General features: G+C 72.0%; 17 protein-coding genes. 8 read left to right on the top strand and 9 right to left on the bottom strand.

Annotation, left to right across the window (positions count from 1 at the left end; genetic code table 11):
- Nucleotides 1-54 precede the first annotated feature (54 nt).
- Nucleotides 55-1,881 carry an acyl-CoA dehydrogenase gene (locus tag QNO07_RS07050; protein ID WP_283990756.1) on the bottom strand — a complete coding sequence of 609 codons (1,827 nt, stop codon included), beginning with the start codon at nt 1,879-1,881 and terminating at the stop codon, nt 55-57.
- Between the two features lie 322 nt (nt 1,882-2,203).
- Between QNO07_RS07050 and QNO07_RS07045 the strand changes: the two genes are divergently transcribed.
- Together QNO07_RS07045 and QNO07_RS07040 are read left to right on the top strand one after the other, a co-directional pair.
- Nucleotides 2,204-2,701: an SseB family protein gene (locus QNO07_RS07045; protein ID WP_283990755.1), complete on the top strand. Its 498-nt coding sequence runs from the start codon at nt 2,204-2,206 to the stop codon at nt 2,699-2,701.
- Between the two features lie 136 nt (nt 2,702-2,837).
- A complete protein-coding gene (locus QNO07_RS07040) occupies nt 2,838-3,815 on the top strand; it encodes a pirin family protein (protein WP_283990754.1) in 978 nt (325 codons plus the stop codon).
- Nucleotides 3,816-4,146: 331 nt separating this feature from the next.
- Here QNO07_RS07040 and QNO07_RS07035 read toward each other — a convergent pair whose 3' ends face one another.
- On the bottom strand, nt 4,147-4,452 hold the full coding sequence (locus tag QNO07_RS07035) for a hypothetical protein (protein WP_283990753.1): 306 nt from the start codon (nt 4,450-4,452) through the stop codon (nt 4,147-4,149).
- A 394-nt stretch (nt 4,453-4,846) separates the two neighbouring features.
- Entirely contained in the window at nt 4,847-6,976 is a 2,130-nt protein-coding gene (locus QNO07_RS07030; protein WP_283990752.1) for an ATP-binding SpoIIE family protein phosphatase, read from the bottom strand.
- A 102-nt stretch (nt 6,977-7,078) separates the two neighbouring features.
- On the opposite strand from QNO07_RS07030, the gene aspS reads away from it, so the two are divergent.
- Nucleotides 7,079-8,854 (top strand): aspartate--tRNA ligase, encoded by a 1,776-nt coding sequence (gene aspS, locus QNO07_RS07025; protein ID WP_283990897.1) that lies wholly within the window; start codon nt 7,079-7,081, stop codon nt 8,852-8,854.
- Nucleotides 8,855-8,932: 78 nt separating this feature from the next.
- Here the strand turns inward: aspS and QNO07_RS07020 are convergent, their stop codons facing one another.
- The 3 genes from QNO07_RS07020 to QNO07_RS07010 all read right to left on the bottom strand — a co-directional run bounded on the left by QNO07_RS07020 (nt 8,933) and on the right by QNO07_RS07010 (nt 12,804).
- Nucleotides 8,933-9,595 carry a maleylpyruvate isomerase N-terminal domain-containing protein gene (locus QNO07_RS07020; RefSeq protein WP_283990751.1) on the bottom strand — a complete coding sequence of 221 codons (663 nt, stop codon included), beginning with the start codon at nt 9,593-9,595 and terminating at the stop codon, nt 8,933-8,935.
- A 107-nt stretch (nt 9,596-9,702) separates the two neighbouring features.
- Nucleotides 9,703-11,421, bottom strand: a complete 1,719-nt coding sequence (metG, locus tag QNO07_RS07015) for a methionine--tRNA ligase (RefSeq protein WP_283990749.1) — start codon at nt 11,419-11,421, stop codon at nt 9,703-9,705.
- 150 nt (nt 11,422-11,571) lie between these two features.
- Nucleotides 11,572-12,804 (bottom strand): VWA domain-containing protein, encoded by a 1,233-nt coding sequence (locus QNO07_RS07010; RefSeq protein ID WP_349636812.1) that lies wholly within the window; start codon nt 12,802-12,804, stop codon nt 11,572-11,574.
- Nucleotides 12,805-13,178: 374 nt separating this feature from the next.
- On the opposite strand from QNO07_RS07010, the gene QNO07_RS07005 reads away from it, so the two are divergent.
- Together QNO07_RS07005 and QNO07_RS07000 are read left to right on the top strand one after the other, a co-directional pair.
- The gene (locus QNO07_RS07005) at nt 13,179-15,263 is read left to right on the top strand and encodes a PhoX family protein (protein WP_283990744.1); all 2,085 of its coding nucleotides are present in this window, start codon (nt 13,179-13,181) and stop codon (nt 15,261-15,263) included.
- Nucleotides 15,264-15,417: 154 nt separating this feature from the next.
- Complete coding sequence (locus QNO07_RS07000) at nt 15,418-16,581, top strand: YhgE/Pip domain-containing protein (protein WP_283990743.1); 1,164 nt, start codon at nt 15,418-15,420, stop codon at nt 16,579-16,581.
- 35 nt (nt 16,582-16,616) lie between these two features.
- Here QNO07_RS07000 and QNO07_RS06995 read toward each other — a convergent pair whose 3' ends face one another.
- Nucleotides 16,617-17,036, bottom strand: a complete 420-nt coding sequence (locus QNO07_RS06995) for a DoxX family protein (protein ID WP_283990742.1) — start codon at nt 17,034-17,036, stop codon at nt 16,617-16,619.
- A gap of 225 nt (nt 17,037-17,261) precedes the next feature.
- On the opposite strand from QNO07_RS06995, the gene QNO07_RS06990 reads away from it, so the two are divergent.
- On the top strand, nt 17,262-17,753 hold the full coding sequence (locus QNO07_RS06990) for a hypothetical protein (protein WP_502961794.1): 492 nt from the start codon (nt 17,262-17,264) through the stop codon (nt 17,751-17,753).
- Nucleotides 17,754-17,914: 161 nt separating this feature from the next.
- Complete coding sequence (locus QNO07_RS06985; RefSeq protein ID WP_502961793.1) at nt 17,915-20,173, top strand: glycosyl hydrolase; 2,259 nt, start codon at nt 17,915-17,917, stop codon at nt 20,171-20,173.
- A gap of 153 nt (nt 20,174-20,326) precedes the next feature.
- Here QNO07_RS06985 and QNO07_RS06980 read toward each other — a convergent pair whose 3' ends face one another.
- On the bottom strand, nt 20,327-20,692 hold the full coding sequence (locus QNO07_RS06980; RefSeq protein WP_283990740.1) for a PH domain-containing protein: 366 nt from the start codon (nt 20,690-20,692) through the stop codon (nt 20,327-20,329).
- Nucleotides 20,693-20,904: 212 nt separating this feature from the next.
- Here QNO07_RS06980 and QNO07_RS06975 point away from each other — a divergent pair, with 212 nt between their 5' ends.
- On the top strand, nt 20,905-21,924 hold the full coding sequence (locus QNO07_RS06975) for a glutathione S-transferase family protein (RefSeq protein WP_283990739.1): 1,020 nt from the start codon (nt 20,905-20,907) through the stop codon (nt 21,922-21,924).
- Nucleotides 21,925-22,249: 325 nt separating this feature from the next.
- Here the strand turns inward: QNO07_RS06975 and QNO07_RS06970 are convergent, their stop codons facing one another.
- On the bottom strand, nt 22,250-23,488 hold the full coding sequence (locus tag QNO07_RS06970) for a sialidase family protein (RefSeq protein WP_283990738.1): 1,239 nt from the start codon (nt 23,486-23,488) through the stop codon (nt 22,250-22,252).
- Nucleotides 23,489-23,620: the final 132 nt, after the last annotated feature.

The following is a 23,620-nucleotide window of genomic DNA, read 5'->3' as shown; positions in this document are numbered from 1 at the left end:
CGGGAGCGGAGCCCCGCCCGTTCGCCGGTCACCCGGCTGCGGACGGCGGCCAGGTCAGAACGCGGCCTCGTCCAGCTCCATCACGGACAGGTCGACGGTCTCGGCGAGCTGGCGCGCGGTGCTGACGTTGGGCAGCACCGTCGCGGCGAAGAACTTCGCAGCGGCGATCTTGCCCTGGTAGAACGCGGTGTCCTTGGGGGAGGCCGTGGCCACCTTGTCCGCGGCCACGACGGCGCCGCGCAGCAGCAGGTAGCCGAGGACGACGTCACCGGAGGCCAGCAGGAAGCGCGTGGTGTTCAGACCGACCTTGTAGATGGACTTGACGTCCTTCTCGGTCGCGGCGAGGTCGGTCAGCATGGCGCCGACGATCGCCTCCAGGTCCACGGCGGCCTTGGCGAGCTGCTCGCGGGCGGCGGCCAGCTCCTCCCCGCCGTCGGCCTCGGCGAGGAACTTCTTGATCTCCTCGGACAGCGCGGTCAGGGCCTGGCCCTGGTCGCGGACGACCTTGCGGAAGAAGAAGTCCTGGCCCTGGATCGCGGTGGTGCCCTCGTAGAGGGTGTCGATCTTGGCGTCCCGGATGTACTGCTCGATCGGGTACTCCTGCAGGTAGCCGGAGCCACCGAAGGTCTGCAGCGACTCGGCGAGCTGCTGGTAGGAGTTCTCCGAGCCGTAGCCCTTCACGATGGGCAGCAGCAGGTCGTTGAGGCGGGTCGCGGCGGAGGCGTCCTCGCCCGCGGCCTCCTTGACCAGGATCTCGTCCTGGACGCTGGCGGTGTACAGCACCAGGGCGCGCATGCCCTCGGCGTACGCCTTCTGCGTCATCAGCGAGCGGCGCACATCCGGGTGGTGCGTGACGGTGACGCGGGGGGCGGTCTTGTCGGTGAACTGCGCCAGGTCCGCGCCCTGCACCCGCTCCTTGGCGTACTCCAGGGCGTTCAGGTAGCCGGTGGAGAGGGTGGCGATGGCCTTCGTGCCGACCATCATGCGGGCGAACTCGATGATCTTGAACATCTGGCGGATGCCGTCGTGCTTCTCGCCGAGCAGCCAGCCCTTGGCGGGGTGGCGGTCGCCGAAGGTCATCTCGCAGGTGTTGGAGGCCTTGAGGCCCATCTTGTGCTCGACGTTGGTGGCGTAGACGCCGTTGCGCTCGCCCAGCTCGCCGGTCTCCCAGTCGAACTCGTACTTCGGCACGATGAACAGCGACAGGCCCTTGGTGCCGGGGCCGTGGCCCTCGGGGCGGGCCAGCACGAAGTGCACGATGTTCTCGGACATGTCGTGCTCACCGGAGGTGATGAAGCGCTTCACGCCCTCGATGTGCCAGGTGCCGTCGTCCTGCTGCACGGCCTTGGTGCGGCCGGCGCCGACGTCCGAGCCGGCGTCCGGCTCGGTGAGGACCATGGTGGAGCCCCACTGCTTGTCCACCATGAGCTGCGCGATGCGGTGCTGCTCCTCGGTGCCCTCCTCGTGCAGCACACCGGCGAAGGCCGGGCCGGAGGCGTACATCCACACGGCCGGGTTGGAGCCCAGGATGGTCTCGGCGAAGGCCCACAGCAGCGAGCGGGGCGCGGTGGTGCCGCCCAGCGCCTCCGGGATGCCCAGCCGCCACCACTCGGCGTCCATGTAGGCCTGGTAGCTCTTCTTGAACGAGGCCGGGACCGGCGCGGTGTTGGTCTCCGGGTCGAAGACCGGCGGGTTGCGGTCGGCGTCCTCGAAGGACGCGGCGAGCTCGTTCTCGGAGAGGCGGGCGATCTCGGAGAGCACGCTCTTGGCGGTCTCGACGTCCATCTCCGCGAACGGCCCCTTGCCGTACACCGCGTCGCGACCGAGTACCTCGAAGAGGTTGAACTCGATGTCGCGGAGATTCGACTTGTAGTGCCCCATGGCGACAGGCTCCGTAACGACGGGGAGGGCCGAGAGGTGGACTCCTCCGGATGCGTACCAGTAAGTAGCTCCCATCATGCTACCCGCCGGTAATAAGAATCAACCCCAACCGGTCCGAGTGTGACGCACCTGGCGGTCCGGCGGGCCACGTCCCGGGGTGCGAGGCGTGAGGATTCCGTGGCGGCCGGGAGTCGTGCTCGGGGACGGGGGACCGTCGGGGGCGGGTGGAGGCGTGCCTTCCGCTTGTGGTCCGCGCCCGTGGCGGGGGAAGGGGCCGGATACGGCCGCCGCGCAGGGGTCCGGGCGGCGTAACCTTTGGCGCATGTACGGCTACGACCAGACAGCCTCCGCGGGGCACCAGCAGGGCCACGGGCAGTACGCCCAGCAGCACCCGCAGCAGCCCCCGCCCGGGTACGGGCAGCAGCAGCCGCCGCAGCAGCAGCCGCTCTACCCCGAGCCGTCGCCGCCGTCGCTGGCCGAGGCGGTGCGGGCCTTCACCACCGGCTCGATGGCGCCGGAGGACTTCCAGGGCATCTTCCACAACGCCAAGGTCTACTGCCCGCGCGGCGAGACGCCCGGCTTCCTGGCCCTGCACAACACGCAGCAGCCCGTCATCCCGATGTTCAGCACGCTCAAGGAGCTGCGGGCGTACGCGGGCAAGGAGTCCAAGTACTTCGTGATCACGGGGGCCGAGGTGCTCGACCTGCTGCCCTCGGGCTACGGCTTCGTGCTGGACATGGAGGGCGACCACCGCATCGTCTTCGACGCGAAGGCGGTCGAGGAGATGGTCGACTTCGCGATGCGCCGGATGTACGGCTGACGGCTGCGGGGAGTGCTGGGCCGGGTCGGCCCGAACCGGCCCGGACCGACTGGCCGGAAGTCGGCTTGGGAACAAAGCACCACTTGGCGAATGTTGAGCGTTCAACTACATTGGGCGTGAAGCCAAGGAGGCCCCGATGCCCGCGATCACCGTCGAGAACCCGCTCAGCCTGCCCCGCGTCGCCGCACCGGCGGACGCGAGCACCGCGCGGCCGGTACTGGCCGTCGCGACCGCACCCACCGGCTTCGAAGGCGAGGGCTTCCCCGTCCGCCGCGCCTTCGCCGGCATCAACCACCGCTACCTCGACCCGTTCATCATGATGGACCAGATGGGCGAGGTGGAGTACGCGGCCGGTGAGCCCAAGGGCACACCCTGGCACCCGCACCGCGGCTTCGAGACCGTCACGTACCTGATCGACGGCACCTTCGTGCATCAGGACTCCGAGGGCGGTGGCGGTGTCATCCACGGCGGTGACACGCAGTGGATGACTGCCGGGTCCGGGCTGCTGCACATCGAGGCGCCGCCGGAGGAGATGGTGATGAGCGGCGGCCTCTTCCACGGCCTCCAGCTCTGGGTGAATTTGCCCGCCAGGCAGAAGATGACCAACCCCCGCTACCAGGACATCCACGGCGGTGAGGTCAAGCTGCTCACGTCGCCCGACGGCGGCGCGCTGCTGCGGGTCATCGCCGGTGAGCTGGACGGCCACCAGGGGCCGGGCATCACCCACACCCCGATCACGATGGTCCACGCGACGGTCAGCCCGGGGGCCGAGATCAGCCTGCCCTGGCGGTCCGACTGGAACGCGCTGGCCTACGTGCTCGCCGGACGCGGCACCGTCGGCACCGACCGCCGGCCGCTGCACCTCGGCCAGACCGCGGTGTTCGGCGACGGCGACTCGCTCACCCTGCGCGCCGACGAGACCCAGGACGCCCACACCCCGTCCCTGGAGGTCGTGCTGCTCGGCGGCCGTCCCATCCGCGAGCCGATGGCCCACTACGGGCCGTTCGTGATGAACACCCGCGAGGAGTTGCAGCAGGCCTTCGACGACTTCCAGAAGGGCCGCCTGGGCCGCATCCCGGCCGTGCACGGGATGACCGAGGGCGGCGGCTCGTAGGGGCTCGCTGAAGCCACCGATGCGGACGAGTCCGGCCGGACAGGCAAGAAGCCTGTCCCGCGCTTGCCACATGGCCGAGCACGTCGTCCGATCTGCTGCGGGTGCACGCACGCCCGTATCCGCAGGGGCGGCACGCCCACCATCCGGTTCTCTGCGGACCGCGGTGACGGGCGGTTGGTCGCAGGGCGACCAACCGCCCGCCCTGTGGGAGCGTCATGGGGCGGTTCGGGGGCAGCAGACAGCCCCCGAGACGGAAGACACACCCGTCCCGGGGGCCGTGCTGTTTCGGCGCCCATGGGCCGCTGCCGGAAGCTGCTTGTCCCTCAACCCGTCACGAGGGGCGAGCTTCCTTCCGCTCCGCCAGCTGCCACCGGGCGTAGCGTGGGATCACGATCCGCGCGAAGGCGAACACCGCGACGCCCGCCACGACACCGCGCCACGTACTGGCCAGCGCCACGATCCCGCCGACTGCTGCGCCGAGCGCGGCAGCGATCACGGTCGCATGGCGCAGAGCCGCCCGATCGACCGCGTGGGAGTCGGACGCGAACCGGCGCCATGCCATCGGCCCCAGATACATCAGCCAGGCCCCGACGATGAGGGCATACACGGCGTTGGACAGTGCGTCCTCAAACACCATGACGCTTCCCTTCTACTTGCAGTTCCGCTTGCCCTCCACCGGCCTGGGCGGCCACGGGGAAGCAAACCGGGAAGTCGGCCGAGCACACGGCGGTGGCCGAGTCGACGATGTGGCCGGCATCGCGGGCGTTGCGGGTCAGTTCCCTTGGATGACGGCACCCGCGCCGGTGCGTATGTGGTCGGCATACGTGCGGATGCGGTGGCAAGTTACATCAGAACCAAGGCACGCGGGCAGGATTCGCCGGTGCGATGGCTGGAATCGCGGGGTGCGCTGAACAGGCCTTGAACGCAGTCCAGTCAGCGTTGTGGAAGATCTGCGAAACGGGTGAACCCGGAAACGGCTGCGGGAGCCGCTGCACCGACCCTCCTGAGCGGACGTACGCGAGTCGCGCCCCTCACCCCCAGTCGGGTGGGGGTGCGTCCTCGTGGAGTTCGAACCAGATGGCCTTGCCCTCGCCGCGCGGGTCGACGCCCCAGGAGTCGGCGAGCAGGTCCATCAGGACCAGGCCGCGGCCGGAGGAGGCCAGCTCGCCGGGGCTGCGGCGGTGGGGCAGTTCGTCGCTGCGGTCGGAGACCTCCACGCGCAGCCGCCGGGCGCCTCGGCGGCCGGTGACCTCGGCGACCATCAGGGCGTCGCCGTCGGTGTGGACGAGCACGTTGGTGAGCATCTCGGACAGCATCAGCACCGCGCCGTCCACCTGGTCCGGCACGCCCCAGTCCCACAGCAGCTCCCGCAGCTGCCGTCGGGAGGTGCCGACCCGCTCGGCGTCGGCCTGCCCGATGGTGAGCATGGTGCGGCGGGACGCCACCTGCGGCGGCGCGCCGTTCTCGCGGCTCATCAGCAGCAGCGCGATGTCGTCCTCGCGGCGGTCGGCGCGGGGGCCGGTGGTGTGGTGCGAGGGCAGCCCGTGCACGGCCTGGACCAGGGCCTCGGCGAGTTCCTCGACGTCCGCCTGCGGGTTCTCGGCGAAGACGTCGCGGATGCGGGCCCAGCCGGTGTCCACGTCGTGGCCGCCGGTCTCGATCAGCCCGTCGGTGCACAGCAGCAACGTTTCTCCAGGCTCCAGCACGAGCCGGGTGGTCGGGTAGTCGGTGTCCGGCTCGATGCCCAGCGGCAGGCCGCCGGCCGTGGGCCGGACCAGGACCGTGCCGTCGGCGAGCCGGATCACCGGGTCGGGGTGGCCGGCGCGGGCGATGTCCAGGGTGCCCAGCGCCGGGTCGGCCTCGATGTACAGGCAGGTGGCGAACCGGTCGTCGCGCCGGTCGGCGCCCAGGTCGTCGGGGGACGACTCCGCCATGCCCGCCAGGAAGCGCGACGCCCTCGACAGCACCGCCTCCGGCCGGTGGCCCTCGGCCGCGTAGGCGCGCAGCGCGATGCGCAGCTGCGCCATCAGTCCGGCGGCCCGCACGTCGTGGCCCTGTACGTCGCCGATGACGAGAGCGCTGCGGCCGGACGGCAGCGGGATCACGTCGTACCAGTCGCCGCCGACCTGGAGGCCGCCGCCGGTGGGGATGTACCGGGCGGCCACCGCCATGCCCTTGACGTCCGGCTTCCCGGCCGGGCGCAGGGTGTGCTGGAGGCCGTCGGCCAGCTCCCGTTCCGACTCGTGCACGTAGGCGCGCGACAGGGCCTGCGCCAGCATGCGCGCCACCGTCGCCAGCACCGCCCGCTCGTCGGGCGTGAACGACACCGGGTGTGCGAACGACGCCATCCAGGCGCCGATGGTGCGCCCGGCCACCACCAGCGGCAGGTACGCCCAGGACTGGCGGCCGAACGGCTCCGCCATCGGCCAGGTCGCGGGGAAGCGCCGCCGGTACTCGTCCGGGCTGGTCAGGTAAACCGCCCGGCCGGTCCTGACCACGTCCGCCGCCGGGTAGGAGGTGTTCAGCGGCATCTCCAGGAACGGCTCCTCCAGCGCCGTGTCGTGCGCGTCCCGGCCGTCCCGCCCCTGGTGGCCGTGGTGCCCGATCACCGACAGCCGGTCGCCGTCCACGCCGAACACGGCCAGGCCGTCCGGTGAGAAGCCCGGCATGGACAGGTTCGCCGCGACGCGCAGCACCTCCTCGGTGGAGCGCGCCTCGGCCAGCGCCCGCCCGGCGTCCAGCAGGAACGCCTCCCGGGACCGCCGCCAGTCGCCCGTCACCGGGGTCTGCACCGGGGACGCGTCGGGCACCTCGCTGAGCGTGCCCATCAACACGAACGCCGTGCCGGGGCTGGACGCGCCGCCGCCGGAGGCGCGCAGCCGGGTCCGCACGGTACGCAGCACCGAGCCGTCGTCGGCGATCACCCGCAGCCGGGCCTCCGCGATGCGGCCCTCGGCGACCGCGAGGGTGACGATGCCGCCCAGCTCCACGTAGTCGACGACGTGGAAGCGGGCGCGCACCACCGACTCCGTGGCCCGTACCGGCTCGGCGGGCAGCCCGATGAGCGCTGCCGCTCTCGCGTCCAGGCTGAACTCCCCGCAGGCGTTGTCCCAGTACCAGATCCCGGTTCCGGTGGCGGCCAGCACGTCCTCGGTGGGCATACGCCCCACTCTATGGAGAAGAACCCGCTTGCGCCCGGCAGGGGCAGGCCAGGACGGTACGCTGTAACGCGCCTCCCCCAGACCTGACGACTTGGATGAATGATGCATCGGTACCGGTCCCACCACTGCGGCGAGCTCCGATCGCAGGACGTCGACAGCGACGTCCGGCTGAGCGGCTGGCTGCACAATCGTCGTGACCTGGGCGGCATCCTCTTCATCGACCTGCGCGACCACTACGGCCTGGTCCAGCTCGTCGCCCGGCCCGGTACCGCCGCGAACGAGGCGCTGAGCCACCTCACCAAGGAGACCGTCGTCCGGGTGGACGGCAGGGTCGTCAACCGCGGCGCCGAGAACGTCAACCCCGAGCTGCCGACCGGTGAGATCGAGATCGAGGTCTCGGAGGTGGAGGTGCTCGGCGCGGCCGAGCAGATCCCGTTCACCATCAACGCCGACGACGGCGTCAACGAGGAGAAGCGCCTGGAGTACCGCTTCCTCGACCTGCGCCGGGAGCGCATGCACCGCAACATCCTGCTGCGCACCTCGGTGATCTCCGCGCTGCGGCACAAGATGACCGCGCTGGGCTTCAACGAGATGGCCACCCCGATCCTGTCGGCCACCTCGCCCGAGGGCGCCCGCGACTTCCTGGTGCCCTCGCGCACCCACGCGGGCCGCTTCTACGCGCTGCCGCAGGCCCCGCAGCAGTTCAAGCAGCTGCTGATGATCGCCGGCTTCGACCGCTACTTCCAGATCGCGCCCTGCTTCCGCGACGAGGACGCCCGCGCGGACCGCTCGCCGGGCGAGTTCTACCAGCTCGACGTCGAGATGAGCTTCGTCGATCAGGAGGACGTCTTCCAGGTCATCGAGAAGGTGATGACCGAGGTCTTCCAGGAGTTCGGCAACGGCCGCGAGGTCACCTCGCCGTTCCCGCGCATCCCGTTCCGCGAGTCGATGCTCAGGTACGGCTCGGACAAGCCCGACCTGCGGGCCCGCCTGGAGCTGGTCGACGTCACCGGCGTGTTCGCCGGTTCCGACTTCAAGGCGTTCGCCGGCAAGCACGTCCGTGCGCTGGCGGTACCGGACACCGCCGACCAGTCCCGCAAGTTCTTCGACCAGATGGGCGAGTTCGCCGTCGAGCAGGGCGCCAAGGGCCTGGCGTGGGTGCGGGTCGGCGAGGAGGGCGGCAAGCCGCAGCTCACCGGGCCGATCGCCAAGTTCCTCACCGAGGAAAACGTCACCGAGCTGCTGGGCGCGCTCAACGCCAAGGCGGGCACGGCGATCTTCTTCGGCGCCGGCGAGTTCGACGAGGTCTCCAAGATCATGGGCGCGGTCCGGGTCGAGGCCGCCAAGCGCACCGGGCACTTCGAGGAGGGCGTCTTCCGGTTCTGCTGGATCGTCGACTTCCCGATGTTCGAGAAGGACGAGGACACCGGGAAGATCGAGTTCTCGCACAACCCGTTCTCCATGCCGCAGGGCGGCCTGGAGGCGCTGGACACCCAGGACCCGCTGGACGTCCTGGCCTGGCAGTACGACATCGTCTGCAACGGCGTCGAGCTGTCCTCCGGCGCCATCCGCAACCACGAGCCGGAGGTCATGTTCCGCGCCTTCGAGATCGCCGGCTACTCCAAGGAGGACGTGGAGCGCGAGTTCGGCGGCATGCTGCGCGCGTTCACCTTCGGCGCCCCGCCGCACGGCGGCATCGCCCCCGGTGTGGACCGCATCGTCATGCTGCTCGCCGACGAGCCGAACATCCGCGAGACGATCGCCTTCCCGCTGAACGGCAACGCCCAGGACCTGCTGATGGGCGCCCCCAGCGAGGTCGACGAGGCCCGGCTGCGCGAGCTGCACCTGTCGCTGCGCAAGCCGCCGCAGGCGAAGTAGCCGCAGCCGAGGCGACAGCGGACGGCCCGCTCACCCCGAACGGGGAGGGCGGGCCGTTTGCTGTTGGCGCGCGGGCGCTCAGGTGCGCGGGGTGCCGTCCCAGCGCCAGGTGGTCTGCCGGGGGCGGCCGGGCAGCGCGGCGCGGCCGGTGGCCCACAGCAGCGTCGGCCAGGGGTCGGCGGCGTGCTGCGGGGCGTCCGGGAACAGGCGGGTGAGCACCCGGGCGCACAGGTCGGCGGGCGGGTCCCAGTCCAGGCCGAGACCTCGGGCGAGGTCGTGGGTGTGGACCACGGTCTCCACGACGCCCATCGCGGCGAAGCCCTCGGCGTCCGAGACGCCCAGCGAGTGGTACGAGCGGACGTCGGGGCCCGTGGTGCGGACCATGGCGACCAGCAGCGCGCCGCACGCCTCCAGCACCGACAGCAGCCCGTCCGGGCCCGCCTCGCGCTCCGCGTGCACGGTGTTGCGGGGGCCGCCGGGCCGTCGGCGTTCGTGTACGAACGGCACCTCGCCGTCCAGCGGCGGCTCGGCCGGGCCGAGCTGCACGGCGTAGGCGAACAGGTCGTCGGCCAGGTGCTCGACGGTCTCCCAGCAGGTCCACTCCAGCGAACCGGCGGGCTTGTCCCAGGCCGTGGGTGGCGCGTCGCGCAGCGCCGACACCGCGAGCCGCACCGCCAGCGCGACGTCGTCCGCGGTGACGGGTCCGGGCTGGGGCGGCGTGGTGCCGGTGGAGCTGATCATGGCACGGACCCTACCGCCGGACGGCACGCCTCCCGGGCACCCGGGGGCTGGCGCCGTCACCGGGTGCCCGGCCGTGGCCGGAACGCCGGGACGGCACCGCAGGACGGTCAGGCCTCGGAACCGCCGAAGCGCTCGCGGTAGGACTCCAGGTCCTCCTCGGTGATCTTCGCGAAGAGCACCGGCGGCACGGTGAAGGAGGTGCCGGCCGGCACGGTGTCCAGGGCGCGGGCCTCCTCGGCGGTGATCCAGCTCCTGTCGTCGCCGGGCAGGTCGAAGACGCCACGCAGCACCTTCGCCGAGGCGGGGACGAACGGCTCGGAGAGCACCGCGTAGAGGTGGATCAGGTTCATCGCCGTGCGCAGTGTGAGGGCCGCCGCGTCCGGGTCGGTCTTGATCTCCAGCCAGGGGGCCTTCTCCTCCAGGTACACGTTGCCGGCGCTCCACAGGGCGCGCAGCGCCTGGGCGGCCTTGCGGAACTGGAGGGCGTCCATCTGCTGCTCGTACTCGGCGAGCAGGCCCGCGACCTCCTCACCGAGCCTGCGCTCGGCGTCACCCGCGGCGGCACCGGCCGGTACGTCGTCGCCGAACCGCTTGCGGGAGAAGGACAGCACGCGGTTGACGAAGTTGCCGAGGGTGTCGGCGAGGTCCTTGTTGACCGACGCGGAGAACAGCTCCCAGGTGAAGCTGGTGTCGTCGGACTCGGGCGCGTTGGCGATGAGGAAGTAGCGCCAGTAGTCGGCGGGCAGCAGCTCCAGGGCGGCGTCGGTGAAGATGCCGCGCTTCTGCGAGGTGGAGAACTTGCCGCCGTAGTACGTCAGCCAGTTGAAGGCCTTGACGTAGTCGACGCGCTTCCACGGCTCGCGGGTGCCCAGCTGGGTGGCGGGGAACATCACCGTGTGGAACGGGACGTTGTCCTTGGCCATGAACTGCGTGTACTGCACGCCGTCGGCGTCGGCGCCGTACCACCAGGACTGCCAGTCCCGCTCGGCCGGGTTGTGGTCCGCCCACTCCTTCGTCGCGCCGATGTACTCGATCGGGGCGTCGAACCAGACGTAGAAGACCTTGCCGTCGGCGGCCAGCTCCGGCCACGTGTCGGCAGGGACGGGCACGCCCCACTCCAGGTCGCGGGTGATGGCGCGGTCCTGGAGGCCCTCGGTGAGCCACTTGCGGGCGATGGATGACGCCAGCGTCGGCCACTCCCGGCCGGCCTCGTCGATCCACGCCTCGACCTCGCCGGCCAGCTTCGACTGGAGCAGGAACAGGTGCTTGGTCTCGCGGACCTCCAGCTCGCTGCTGCCGCTGATGGCCGAGCGGGCGTCGATCAGGTCGGTCGGGTCGAGCACCCGGGTGCAGTTCTCGCACTGGTCGCCGCGGGCCTTGTCGTAGCCGCAGTGCGGGCAGGTGCCGACGATGTAGCGGTCGGGCAGGAAGCGCTCGTCGGCCAGCGAGTACACCTGGCGGATCGCCCGCTCCTCGATGAAGCCGTTGGCGTGCAGGCTGCGCGCGATGCGCTGGGTGATCTCGACGTTCTGCGGCGAGGAGCTGCGGCCGAAGTAGTCGAAGGCGAGGCTGAAGCCGTCGTAGATCGCCTTCTGGGCGTCGTGCTGCTGGGCGCAGAAGTCCGCCACCGGCAGCCCGGCCTCCTTGGCGGCCAGCTCCGCGGGGGTGCCGTGCTCGTCGGTCGCGCAGATGTAGAGCACGTCGTGGCCGCGCTGCCGCAGGTAGCGGGCGTGCACGTCGGCCGGGAGCATGGACCCCACCATGTTGCCCAGGTGCTTGATCCCGTTGATGTAGGGAAGGGCGCTGGTGATGAGGTGTCGAGCCATTGCGGCTGCTCCCAGGTTGTTACCGTGCGTGACTGTGTGCTCTGACAGATATGACGGAGCCGCCAAATATCGTATCCGAGCCGGGTGGCCCGCCCGCGCGGCGTTTTCCGCGCTCGCCGGGCGGGGCGGGCCACCTCGCACAGTGCCGGGTCAGCTCAGCACGCCCGCCTCCCGGGCGGCTGCCAGCCACTGGGGGAACTCGGCGGTGAGCGCCTCGTAGAGGTCCGCGTCGGGGATCTCCTTCGGCTCCAGGCCGGCATGCGTGAAGCCGGCGTTGTCCACCTTGCGCCGCTCGGGCACGGGCAGGCCCGCGTCCAGCTTGCGCAGGAAGTTGAGCCCGGCGGACTTCGGGTCGCCGAACCCGACGAACTGCCAGAACAGCGGCTTGTCCGCCGCCTCGCACAGCGCCTGCTCGGCGGCGGCCCGGCTGGTCGGGGCGCCGTCGGTCTGGAAGACCACCAGCGCCGGGTCGGTGGACCCGGACGCCTCGTAGTGCTCGATGACCGCCTGGACGGCGCTGTGGTAGTTCGTCCGGCCCATGTGGCCCAGGCCCTCGTGCAGTGCGGCGATGCGGCCCTCGTGCCCGGCCAGCTCGATCTCCGCGACGCCGTCGACGTCGGTGGAGAAGAACACCACCGGCACCGTGCCGTCGTCGTCGAGGTGCGCGGACAGGCCGAGCACCTGGTCGGCGAGGTGCTGGACCGTGCCGTCCTTGTAGTAGCGGCGCATCGAACCGGACCGGTCCAGGACCAGGTAGACGGCCGCCCGCTGCCCGGCGAGCCCCTGCTTGCGCAGCGACACGGCAGCGGCCTTGTAGAGGTTCACCAGGGCGGGTGCGCTCTGCTGCACCTTCTCCAGCCCGACGCCCACCGCCGAGGTGTCACCGACGGCGGACGCCTCCTTGGAGGCGGGGCCCGGCGCCGGCTCGGGGGCCGGGGCGGGGTCCGGGGACGGGACCGGCTCGGGGTCGGGCACCGGGGACGGGACGGGCACGGGCACGGGCGCAGGCTCGGGCTCCGGCACCGGGACCGGCTGCGGGTCAGGGACGGGCGCCGGTCCGGGCTCGGGCACCGGCACCGGCACGGTGGCGACGGCCGGCTCGGTGACCGTGTCGGCGACCGGCTCCGGCTCGGCGTCGACGGCCGGTGCGGTCGCCGGTGCGGTCACCGGTTCCGTGACGTCCACCGGTCCGGGGGATGTCTCGCTCACGGGTTCGGGTGCCGGGTCGGTGGTCCGTTCGGGTGCACGCTCCGGCACCACGACGGCCTCCGGCGCCGCCTCGGCGTCGGGTGCGGTCGCCGGCTCCGGGGCGAGTTGGGCGGAGGGAACCGGCTCGGCGAAGTGGACGGGGGTCGGTTCGGACGCGGGCGCGGGGATCGTCACGGACACCGTGTCGGGTGCCGGCTCGGCGGCGGGTGCCGGAACGACGGGCGTGGCAGGGGCAGTAGAGGAAGTGCTGTCCCCCGGGCCTCCCGGCTCTCCCGGCGCGGCGGCCGAGGGGGCCGCCGGTTCCGCCGAAGTCTCCGGCTCTGCCGCGCGCTGACGTCCGAACACGTTCCGCAGGAGGCTCTTTATGCCCATGGGACAGGCCTTTCATGAGGTGGTGCGTGGCGGAGACGCAAGACTAGAGGGCCGGACCCCCGGAAGTCCCAGAGGGCCGCACCGTGGCTTTCACGTCGCGTTCACCGAGTGGTCGCCGCCGAGTCGGGCTGGGCCCATAGCTTCACGCTGCGTACGGCTCCGACGGAGGGGACTCCATGCCCAAGCAACTGCCGCTGCTCGCCTCACACCCCGGCGGCCGGTCCGCGATGACGTGTCACTACCGCTGCGGGGACGCCTGCTTCCAGGAAGTACCCAACCGCAGTGACAACGCCTACTTCGGTGACGTCGTCGCCGGAGCGCTCTCCCGCCGCTCGATGCTCCGCGCGGGCGCGGTCGCCACGGTCGCCGCGGCGGCCGGCGGCGCCCTGCTGGGCGGCGCCACGGAGGCCGTCGCCCAGAACGCGGCGGGGGCCGCCGCGAAACCCCACAAACCCGGTAAACCGGCGGGGAAGGCGGCCAAGGGGCTGCGCTTCGACCCGGTGCCGCCGAACACCGCCGACGCCGTCACCGTGCCCGCCGACTACCGCCAGAACGTCGTCATCCGCTGGGGCGACCCGATCCTGCGCGGCGCCCCCGCCTTCGACCCGGCCCGCCAGTCGGCCAAGGCTCAGGCCGGCCAGTTCGGCTACAACAACGACTACCTCAGCCTGCTGCCGCTGCGCGGCGAGCGCGGCCGGCACGTGCTCTTCGCCAACCACGAGTACACCAACGACAAGCTGATGTTCGCCGGGTACGACAGCGCTTCGCCGACCCGGGAGCAGGTCGCCATCTCGCAGGCCGCGCACGGGCTGTCGGTGGTCGTCGTCGAGGAGGACCGCCGCTCCGGCAAGCTGACCGCGGTGCCGCGGCACCACCTCAACCGCCGCTTCCACACCGCCACCCCGTTCCGCGTCACCGGCCCCGCCGCGGGCAGCGCGCTGCTGCGCACCGAGGCCGACCGGACCGGCACGAAGGTGCTGGGCACGCTCAACAACTGCGCCGGCGGCACCACCCCGTGGGGCACGGTGCTGTCCGGCGAGGAGAACTTCAACCAGTACTTCGCCAACGCCGCGTCCGTCACCGACGCCGAGACCAGGCAGCGCCTCGCCCGCTACGGCATGACCGGCGGCGCCACCTCCCGCAAGTGGGAGCGGTACGACGACCGCTTCGACCTCACCAAGGAGCCCAACGAGCCGAACCGCTTCGGCTGGGTGGTCGAGGTCGACCCGTTCGACCCCGACTCCACCGCCTGCAAGCGCACCGCGCTGGGCCGGTTCAAGCACGAGGGCGCCGAGGTGACGCTGAGCGCCGACGGCCGTCCCGTGGTCTACATGGGCGACGACGAGCGCTTCGACTACTTCTACAAGTTCGTCTCCGCGAAGAAGATGCACAAGGGCAGCAGCCGCGCCGCCCGGCAGCACAACCTGACGCTGCTGGACGAGGGCACGCTCTACGTAGCCCGGCTCACCGGCGACAGCCCGGCGTCGGAGATCGACGGCACCGGCAAGCTGCCCTCGGACGGCGAGTTCGACGGCAGCGGCCAGTGGATCAGGCTGGCCTCCGGCAGCACCTCCTTCGTGCCCGGGATGACCGCCGAGGAGGTCTACGTCCACACCCGGATCGCCGCCGACAAGGTCGGTGCGACGAAGATGGACCGCCCCGAGGACATCGAGCCCAGCCCGCGCACCGGCCGGGTCTACCTGGCGCTGACCAACAACAGCGCCCGCGGCACCGCGGGCAACGCGCCCGCCGACGAGGCCAACCCGCGCAACGCCAACAAGCACGGGCAGATCCTGGAACTGGCCGAGAACTGGGACGATCCGACGTCCGACGGGTTCGCCTGGCGCCTCTTCCTGGTCTGCGGCGACCCCGAGGACCCGAACACCTACTTCGGCGGCTTCCCCAAGGACCAGGTCAGCCCGATCTCCTGCCCCGACAACGTCGCCTTCGACCCCTACGGCAACCTGTGGATCTCCACCGACGGCAACGCCCTCGGCAACAACGACGGCCTCTTCGGCGTCGCCACCTCCGGTGAGCGCCGGGGCGAGCTGAAGCAGTTCCTGACCGTGCCGATCGGCGCCGAGACGTGCGGGCCGATCGTCCAGGAGAAGCGTGTCCTGGTCGCCGTCCAGCACCCCGGCGAGGTGGACGGCGCCTCCGCCGAGCGTCCTGGTTCGCAGTGGCCCGACGGCCCGGGGAAGATCAACCGGCCGTCGGTGGTCAACGTCTGGAAGGCCGACGGGCGCGCCATCGGCAGCTGACGCACCCGCCGGACCGGCCCCGACCGGCTGTCCGCCCGTCCGGTCCGTACCGTCCGCCTCGTGCATGCCGAACGGCTGACCTGCTGCCCAGGCGGGTCAGCCGTTCGGCGCATCCGCGCATGCGGACCGGCCCGGGGCCGCCGACGCTGGGCCCATGGCTGGTGGACACAGAGGACCGAGGGCGGGCGCCGACGGCAGCCCGCCGCGCCCCGCGAGGGCCGAGGGGCGGACCGGCGGATCGCACGCGGGCGGCGGCGGATTCGCCCGCGAACTGCGGGACGCGGTGACGGGCCGGGCTACGCTGCTCGTGCTCGGCGTGCTCGCCCTGCAACTCGCCTTCATCGCCTCCTACATCGGCGCGTTCCACCAGCCGGACCCCGACCGGGTGCCGATCGCGCTGGTCGCGCCGGAGCAGGCGCAGGACACCTACCGCGAGCAGCTGGACACGCTGCCGGGCACGCCGCTGAAGGTGGACACGGTGACGGCGGACGAGTCGCAGGCCGTCAGCCGGCTGCGCGACCGCTCGGTCGACGGCGTGTTCGTCGTCGACCCGGACGGCACCAGCGACCGGCTGCTGGTCGCGGGAGGCGGCGGCGCCGCCCTGTCCCAGGCGCTGGAGCAGGTCTTCCGCTCGGTCCAGGAGCAGCAGCAGCGCGAGCTGGAGGTCACCGACGCCGTCCCGGCCGAGTCGGGCGACGGCCGCGGCCTGTCGGCCTTCTACCTGGTGGTCGGCTGGTGCGTCGGCGGCTACCTGTGCGCGGCCATCCTCGCCATGAGCTTCGGCGCGCGCCCGGCGAACACCAGCCGGGCGCTGATCCGGCTCGGCGTGCTGGCCCTGTACTCGGTCGTGGCCGGGCTGGGCGGGGCGGTGATCGTCGGCCCGGTGCTGGGCGCGCTGCCCGGCAGTGTGCTCGCCCTGACGGGGCTGGGCGCGCTGGTGGTCTTCGCGGTCGCCGCGGCCACGCTCGCCCTGCAGGGGCTGGCGGGTGTGGTGGGCATCGGCCTGGCGATCCTGCTGGTCGTCGTGCTCGGCAACCCCAGCGCGGGCGGCGCTTACCCCGGTCCGCTGCTGCCCCCGTTCTGGCGGGACATCGGACCGGCCTTCCCGCCCGGTGCCGGAACCTGGACGGCCCGCTCGATCGCCTACTTCGACGGCGCCGCCGTCACCGGTCCGCTGCTGGTGCTGGCCGCCTGGGCGGCGGTCGGCACCGCCCTGACGGTGCTCTTCGCGGTGCTGCGTTCCCGCCGCAAGGCGGCGGAGGAGCCCGAGCCGGAGAGCCGGGCGCCCATCGGCACGTCGGCCCCCACCGGCGACTGACCGCCTGCCCGGGGTGCGTCCGGGGCCCGGGCGGGTCAGGACAGGTGGAACAGGGGGCCGGTGAGCGTCAGTCCGAGGTCGTGGCCGACGTGGGCGAAGAAGGCGAACAGCATCAGCGCGGCACCGCCCAGGGACACGTCCTTCTGCAGAGCCAGCATCTCGTTCTGCCGGACGCCCGGATCGCTCTCCTTCCAGAACGGGTGCATCAGCACCGCGGTGGGGAGCAGGAAGAGGGCCAGCAGCAGGGCGCCGAGGTCAGCCCAGACGCCCAGCAGCACACTCAACGCGCCCGCGAGCAGCAGAACGCCGCTCCCGAAGGTCGCGGCGGTGGCAGCCGGTACGCCCTTGGAGGCCGCGTACCCGGCCATCGCCTTGGTCTGGGTGAGGTGGCCGACCGCCGAGCCGAAGAACAGCCCGACGAACAGGATGCGGCCGATGAGCACCAGAACGTCCATCGTGCCTCCATGCGGAGGAATCCGGGAGGTGCGGTCGTTCTCAGCATAGGACGGCCGGTCGCCACCCGCCGATCGGACGGCCCACGCCCCCGGCGGGCCCGCTCACCGGCACCGGGCGGGACGCGTCCGAAACCCGGCGGTCGTACCGGTTGCCCGTGGCAGGGTGCCGGGAGGTGCGGCGGGGTCCGACCGGCGGACGACGCGGGTCGCGGGACGGGAGGCGGTGTGGCCGGGACGGCGGTACGTGGGCCGGGGTGGGACCCGGAGTGGGAGGCCGGACCGCTCAGCGGGGTCGAGGACGGCCACTTCGTGCGGTTCGAGGGGCTGGTGCCCAACGCCAGGGGTGTGCTGCCGGGCATCTTCGTTCTGGTCAACGGCCTGGCGCGGGAGGGGCTGCTCACCGTGGAGCAGGAGCGGCACCGGCGGCGGAACAACGACTGGTACGACGCCGCCTACCCCAATCCCAGCCACGTCGACCCGTGTGTGTACGACCCGGCGGTGAACCCGGGCGCGGTCGCCTGGTTCCGGTCCTCCTCGCGTGAGCTGATCACCCGGGTGACCGGCTACCTGCGCACGCTCGACGCGCACGGCGTCCCGCACCGGCGCCGTCTCTCCCGCGACCCCGGCCGGGTCGTATACGCGGACGTCCACCAGGTCGTCGTGGTGCCGCACCCGCCGTCTCGTCGCCGCCCCGGCCTGCCCATCTCACCTTCATGACACGTGAGTTGGCCGCAGCCGCCGTCAACTCCTGAACACAGGGGGCGGTCGGTGGGTGGCGTTGTCACAAGTGTTGACACAAAATTTACCCAGCTCTACATTCGGGCCTATCTGAGAGCGCTCTCAGGCTGTTTCCTCCCCCACGTTTCGAGGTGCAGCACGTGAGAACACATCGGCGCATCCCCCTTCTGCTGACGGCGGCGGCAACCGCCGTCGCCGGCATCGGACTGCTCCCCGTCCAGGCGTCCGCGGCCGAGGTGCCGGTTGGCCTCGGCAGCTACTCCGACACCCGCCCCGCGGGCGAGTCGGGCCCGGAGAACAACATGGGCGGCGCCGTCACACCCAAGGTGACGGACGCCGTCGCGGACGAACCCGTGCCCACCAACGACTGGTGGTCGTCCCTGGTCTTCCAGCGCTACCCCGGCAACCCGTACTCGGAGGCGATGTACGGGCACCCGCTGACCTACAAGGCCGTCTCCGGCGGCCTGGAGGTCGGCTACCCCACCAACCCGACGATCGTCGGCGACGACCGCCAGTACGAGTACGCGCACAGGGCCGACCTGACGCTGGGCGTCAGCGGCCTCGCCTCCCCCGACACCAAGGCCGACGGCTGGTCGGACTGGACGGTCACGCCGTACTGGGCGGACGGCAGCCGCACGCTGCGCGCCACCATCGGCCACGGCAGCCCGTTCGTGTACGCGGAGGGCACCGGCGGGGACGCGCAGGTCACCACCGCCTCCGCGCCCGAGGTCTTCGCCGACGACGGCAACGTGCTGGGCGTGACCGTCGGCGGCAACCACTACGGCCTGTTCGCGCCGAGCGGCAGCGACTGGGACGTGTCCGGCACGCGCATCAGCGCGGACCTCGGCGGTGAGGAGTACTTCTCCGTCGCTGTGCTGCCCGACGCCGACGCGCTGGCCGACTACCGCACCTACGCGTTCAGCTTCGTCACCGGCTCCGACGTCGAGTGGGAGTACGACAGCGCGGCCGGCGCGGTCGACGCGACGTACACGCTGAGGACCGAGGCCCGCGAGGGCAGCGAGACGGGCACGCTCCAGGCGCTGTACCGCCACCAGTGGCTGAACACCACCGACGAACTGACCTCCCACACCTACGTGTCGCCGCGCGGCACGATGAAGGTCCGCGAGGGCGCGTCGTTCACCACCTCGCAGGCCGTCACCGGGGTGCTGCCGGGACTGCCGGAGACGTCGGCCGTCAACAAGGACCGGTTGGCCGAGCTGATCGCCGAGGTGTCCGGCGCGGCCGATCCGTTCGACGGTGCCTCCGACACCTACTGGACGGGCAAGGGCCTGGGGAAGATCGCCCAGTTGGTGCCGCTGGCCGAGCAGGCCGGCGACACGGCCGCCCGGGACAAGCTGCTGGGCCTGCTCAAGGGCAAGCTGGAGCAGTGGTTCACCGTCGGCGGCGGCGCCGAGTTCTCCTACGACAAGGACTGGCGGACGCTGATCGGCTACCCCGCGTCCTACGGCAGCGACAAGGAACTCAACGACCACCACTTCCACTACGGCTACTACGTGATGGCCGCCGCGATCGTCGCCCAGCACGACCCGGAGTGGGCCGGGGACTCCGCCTGGGGCGGCATGGTCAAGGAACTCATCCGCGACTCCGCCAACCCCAGCCGCACCGACGACAAGTACCCCTTCCTGCGCGGCTTCGACGTGTACGCGGGCCACAGCTGGGCCGCCGGCCACCAGGGATTCGCCGCCGGCAACAACCAGGAGTCGTCCTCGGAGTCAGTCAACCTCAGCGCCGGGCTCATCCTGTGGGGCTCCGCGACCGGTGACACCTCGCTCCGCGACCTGGGCGTCTACCTGCTGACCACCGAGTCCGAGTCGATCCGGCAGTACTGGTTCGACGCCGACGAGGAGGTCTTCCCCGAGGGCTACAGCCACAAGACGGTCGGCATGGTCTGGGGCAGCGGCGGCTCGTACAGCACCTGGTGGACGGCCAACCCCGAGGAGATCCACGGCATCAACGTCCTGCCGGTGACGGGTGGTTCGCTGCACCTGGCCCGTGACAAGGCCGCCATCACCCGCAACCTGGCCTACCTGGAGCAGCAGAACGGCGGCCCGCCCGTCGAGTGGCGCGACCTGCTGTGGGAGTTCCAGGCGCTCGCCGACCCGGCCGCCGCGAAGGCCGCCTACGAGGCGGACGGCGGCACGTACACCCCCGAGGAGGGCGAGTCCAGGGCGCACACCTACCACTGGATTCACACCCTCGCCGAGATCGGCGCCCCCGACACCGACGTCACCGCGGACAGTCCGACCGCCGCGGTGTTCGCCAAGGACGGCACCCGCACCTACGCCGCCCACAACCACACGGACGCGCCGCAGACCGTCACGTTCTCCGACGGCACCACGCTCGACGTCCCGGCCCGCTCCAGCGCGAGCGGCAACTGACCGCAACCGCCCCCGGACCGCCCCCCCCACGGGTGTCCGCCCCTGACTGCGGGCACCCGAGGAGCCGCCCTTCCGCCGCAGGCAGGGCGGCTCCGGCCGCGGCACGTTCGGGCTCCGGCACGTGCGTGGCCCGGTACGTTCGGGCCCCGGGGGTCAGCCGGACACGAACTGGGTCAGGATCGCCTGCACCTCGTAGATGTCGACGCCCTTGGTGAAGGTCTTCTCGATCGGCGTCGCCGACCCGGACAGCCAGATCTTCAGCTCCGCGTCGAGGTCGAACGTGCCCGCGGTCTCCACCGAGAAGTGCGTGATGCTGCGGTACGGCACGGAGTGGTACTCGACCTTCTTGCCGGTGATGCCCTGCTTGTCGACCATGATCAGCCGACGGTCGGTGAACAGCATGGTGTCGCGTATCAGCAGGTAGGCGGCGTGTACCCGTTCGCCCTGGCCGAGCAGCCGCGCGTAGTCCTGCTGCGCGGCGACCGGGTCGACGGTGTGCGCGTTCCCGAACAGTGCCATGGCGGTTCCCCCTGGTGTCGACGTGCGTCCGATCCCCGCTCTCCCACCTTCCCCTACCCCGCCCGCGACCGCACCCACGCCTGCCGGCTCCGGCCCGGGAACGCATGAACCGGGGCGATCCGGGCACCCCGGTGGGGAACGGCCGCCCCCTTGGTGAGGGAGAAGGCCATGCCGCGCGGAAGGCGAACAGGACGAGCAGGGAGGACTGCGGGATGAGCGAGACGGGCGACGGCAACAGCGAGTACGGGAGGAAGAGCTTCTCCCGGTCCCGGAGCCACTTCACCGACCGGATCACCGCCAAGGGCGAGGACGGCTGGCCGGTCGAGGCCGGGCGCTACCGGCTGGTGGCCAGCCGGGCATGCCCCTGGGCCAGTCGCGCACTGGTGTCCCGGCGGCTGCTGGGCCTGGAGGACGCGCTCTCCCTGGCCGTCGCCGACCCGGTCCAGGACGACCGCAGCTGGCGGTTCACCCTCGACGAGGACGACCGGGACCCGGTGCTGGGCATCCGCTACCTCGGTGAGGCGTACGAGGCCCGGGAGTCGGACCCGCCCGGCGGTGTCAGCGTGCCGGCGATCGTGGACGTGCCCACCGGCCTGCTGGTCACCAACGACTACCCGCAGATCACCCTCGACCTGGCCACCGAGTGGACGGCCCTGCACCGGCCCGGCGCTCCCGACCTCTACCCGGAGCCGCTGCGGGACGAGATGGACGCCGTCATGGACGGTGTCTACCGGGACGTCAACAACGGCGTCTACCGGGCCGGTTTCGCCACCGGCCAGGACGCGTACGAACGCGCCTACGCCGACGTCTTCCGCCGCCTGGGCATGCTGTCCGAACGGCTCGCGGACCGCCGCTACCTGGTGGGGGACACCCTCACCGAGGCCGACATCCGGCTGTTCACCACACTGGTCCGCTTCGACGCCGTCTACCACGGCCACTTCAAGTGCAACCGCTACAAGCTCACCGAGGACCCGGTGCTCTGGGCCTACGTCCGGGACCTCTTCCAGACGCCCGGCTTCGGCGACACGGTCGACTTCGACCACATCAAGCGGCACTACTACGTCGTGCACACCGGCATCAACCCCACCCAGGTGGTGCCCACCGGGCCCGACCTCTCCGGCTGGCTCGCCCCGCACCACCGCGAGCAGCTCGGCGGCCGGCCGTTCGGTGACGGCACCCCGCCGGGCCCGCCGCCGCCCGAGGAGCAGATCCCCGCCGCCGGCCGCCCCTGACACGGGCCGGGCACGCCTCGGCCCGGCTCCCCCAGGCCTGCGCGGTGGGGGAGCCGGGGCGCCGTCGTGGACCAGCGACTCGTGGTTGTTGCAGACGTAGATCTGCTCGTTCGTCCCTGAGTTGTTCTCCAGGGTGATCGGGGCGGTGTCGGCTGTCGCTGCTTCCGCGTTCGACTGCACGCCGACGGCGGTGAAGCCGGCACCGGCGACCGTCGCGGCGGCGAGTGTCGCCAGCAGTTTCCTGTGGGCACGTACGTTGGTGTGTCTACCTCGCGTGGCGGGGTGTAGGGGATTCCCGCATCGGTGCGTCTCCTCGACGCCCGACTCAGCCGGGCCCGGGGGCGGCGAGCGCCGCCAGCGGGACCCGGGTGAAGGTGAGCGTCTCGTACGGCGACCTGGCGCCCTTCTCGTACAGCACGCCCAACGTGTCCGCGTCGACCCGCACCAGGTCGGAGTAGGCCGAGGGGCCGGACGTCAACTGCGGCCCGGCGCGCCAGCCGAGGCCCTGGTCGTCGCTCACCCGCAGGGTCAGCGCGGCGCGGGCGCCGGGATCGGCCGGGCCCGCGAACACCAGGTAGGGGTCCGCCCACAGGGTGCTGCCCTGCACCACCGGGCCGGTCAGCTCGGGCCGGGCCCGGTAGGGCGCCAGCAGCTGCGTGCCTCCCGGCGCCAGGAAGGCGTCGGCACGGGTGCCGGGGGAACCGCCCTTCTGGAGCCGTACGTTGCTGTATACGCGGCCGTCGGGCAGTTCGGTCATCGTGTTCTCGTCCAGCCGCAGCCCGCTGTCCGACTGCTGCGCCACGTAGCCGAGTTGCCAGGTCCGTCCGCCGTCGTCGCTGTACAGCGAGTGCGCGCCGGCCCGGTACCCGGCGCCGGGTGACGGCCGGTGGCTGTGGTTGGCGGGCACGAGCAGCCGGCCCGGGTGCGGACCGTGCCGCAGTGCCAGTGCGTGGCCGGGCCCGGTGCCGTACCAGTTCCAGTTGTCCGGCTTGACCTGGGCGGTGATCTCCCGGGGCGGCGTGAAGCCGGTGCCGGTGGCGTCGCCGTGCTGCACGAAGACCCGGCGGTGTGCCATGACGCCGTGCTCGTTGCGGCAGGTCAGCAGCACCACACGGCCGGTGGCCGGGTCCACCACCGGCGACGGGTTGCCGATGGTGTCACGCCCGGCGTCCGCCACCACCCGCAGCGGCCCCCAGGTGCAGCCGCCGTCCTCCGAGCGGCGGACCACCACGTCGATGTCGCCGTCGTCGGCGAGCGAGTCCTTGCGTCCCTCCGCGAACGCCAGCAGAGCACCGTCCGCCTCGACCACCGCGGGGATGCGGAAGCCCCGGTAGCCCTCGGTCCGCGCCCGGAACGGCACCGACTCCGCACAGTCCGCCGCGGGCGCCGCGGCGGTGCGGGCGGGCGCGGCGGTGCGGGCGGGCGTGGCGGCGAGGGGCGCGGTGCGGGACGGGGAGGCGGCGTGGGCGGGTGCCGCGGTGGCCGGGCCGGGGAGGCCCGCCGCCAGGGCGCCCGCGAGCAGCAGGGCGGCGGCGCCGGTCGCGGCGCGGTTCAGGGACGTCACGGCCGCCAGTGTGCCGACGACGCCGCCCCGCCCCCGCCGGACACGCCCACCCCGGCGCCGCCCGGCCCAACCCCCTCACCCGTACCGGCGGCGGACGCGCCGGAGCGAACAACCGCCGGTCCGCGGGAACCG

The sequence above is a fragment of the Streptomyces sp. 549 genome (assembly GCF_030124175.1).
Classification (GTDB): domain Bacteria; phylum Actinomycetota; class Actinomycetes; order Streptomycetales; family Streptomycetaceae; genus Streptomyces.
Note: the sequence above shows the minus strand (reverse complement) of the source record. Positions and strands in the feature narration are given on the sequence as shown.

Coding starts and splice junctions, on each gene's coding strand:
- QNO07_RS07005 (WP_283990744.1), top strand. CDS start 13,179: ATGCCCAAGCAACTGCCGCTGCTCGCCTCACACCCCGGCGGCCGGTCC.
- QNO07_RS07000 (WP_283990743.1), top strand. CDS start 15,418: ATGGCTGGTGGACACAGAGGACCGAGGGCGGGCGCCGACGGCAGCCCG.
- QNO07_RS07030 (WP_283990752.1), bottom strand. CDS start 6,976: ATGCCCACCGAGGACGTGCTGGCCGCCACCGGAACCGGGATCTGGTAC.
- QNO07_RS07020 (WP_283990751.1), bottom strand. CDS start 9,595: ATGATCAGCTCCACCGGCACCACGCCGCCCCAGCCCGGACCCGTCACC.
- QNO07_RS06980 (WP_283990740.1), bottom strand. CDS start 20,692: ATGGCACTGTTCGGGAACGCGCACACCGTCGACCCGGTCGCCGCGCAG.
- QNO07_RS07050 (WP_283990756.1), bottom strand. CDS start 1,881: ATGGGGCACTACAAGTCGAATCTCCGCGACATCGAGTTCAACCTCTTC.
- QNO07_RS07040 (WP_283990754.1), top strand. CDS start 2,838: ATGCCCGCGATCACCGTCGAGAACCCGCTCAGCCTGCCCCGCGTCGCC.
- QNO07_RS06975 (WP_283990739.1), top strand. CDS start 20,905: ATGAGCGAGACGGGCGACGGCAACAGCGAGTACGGGAGGAAGAGCTTC.
- QNO07_RS07035 (WP_283990753.1), bottom strand. CDS start 4,452: ATGGTGTTTGAGGACGCACTGTCCAACGCCGTGTATGCCCTCATCGTC.
- QNO07_RS06995 (WP_283990742.1), bottom strand. CDS start 17,036: ATGGACGTTCTGGTGCTCATCGGCCGCATCCTGTTCGTCGGGCTGTTC.
- metG (WP_283990749.1), bottom strand. CDS start 11,421: ATGGCTCGACACCTCATCACCAGCGCCCTTCCCTACATCAACGGGATC.
- QNO07_RS07045 (WP_283990755.1), top strand. CDS start 2,204: ATGTACGGCTACGACCAGACAGCCTCCGCGGGGCACCAGCAGGGCCAC.
- aspS (WP_283990897.1), top strand. CDS start 7,079: ATGCATCGGTACCGGTCCCACCACTGCGGCGAGCTCCGATCGCAGGAC.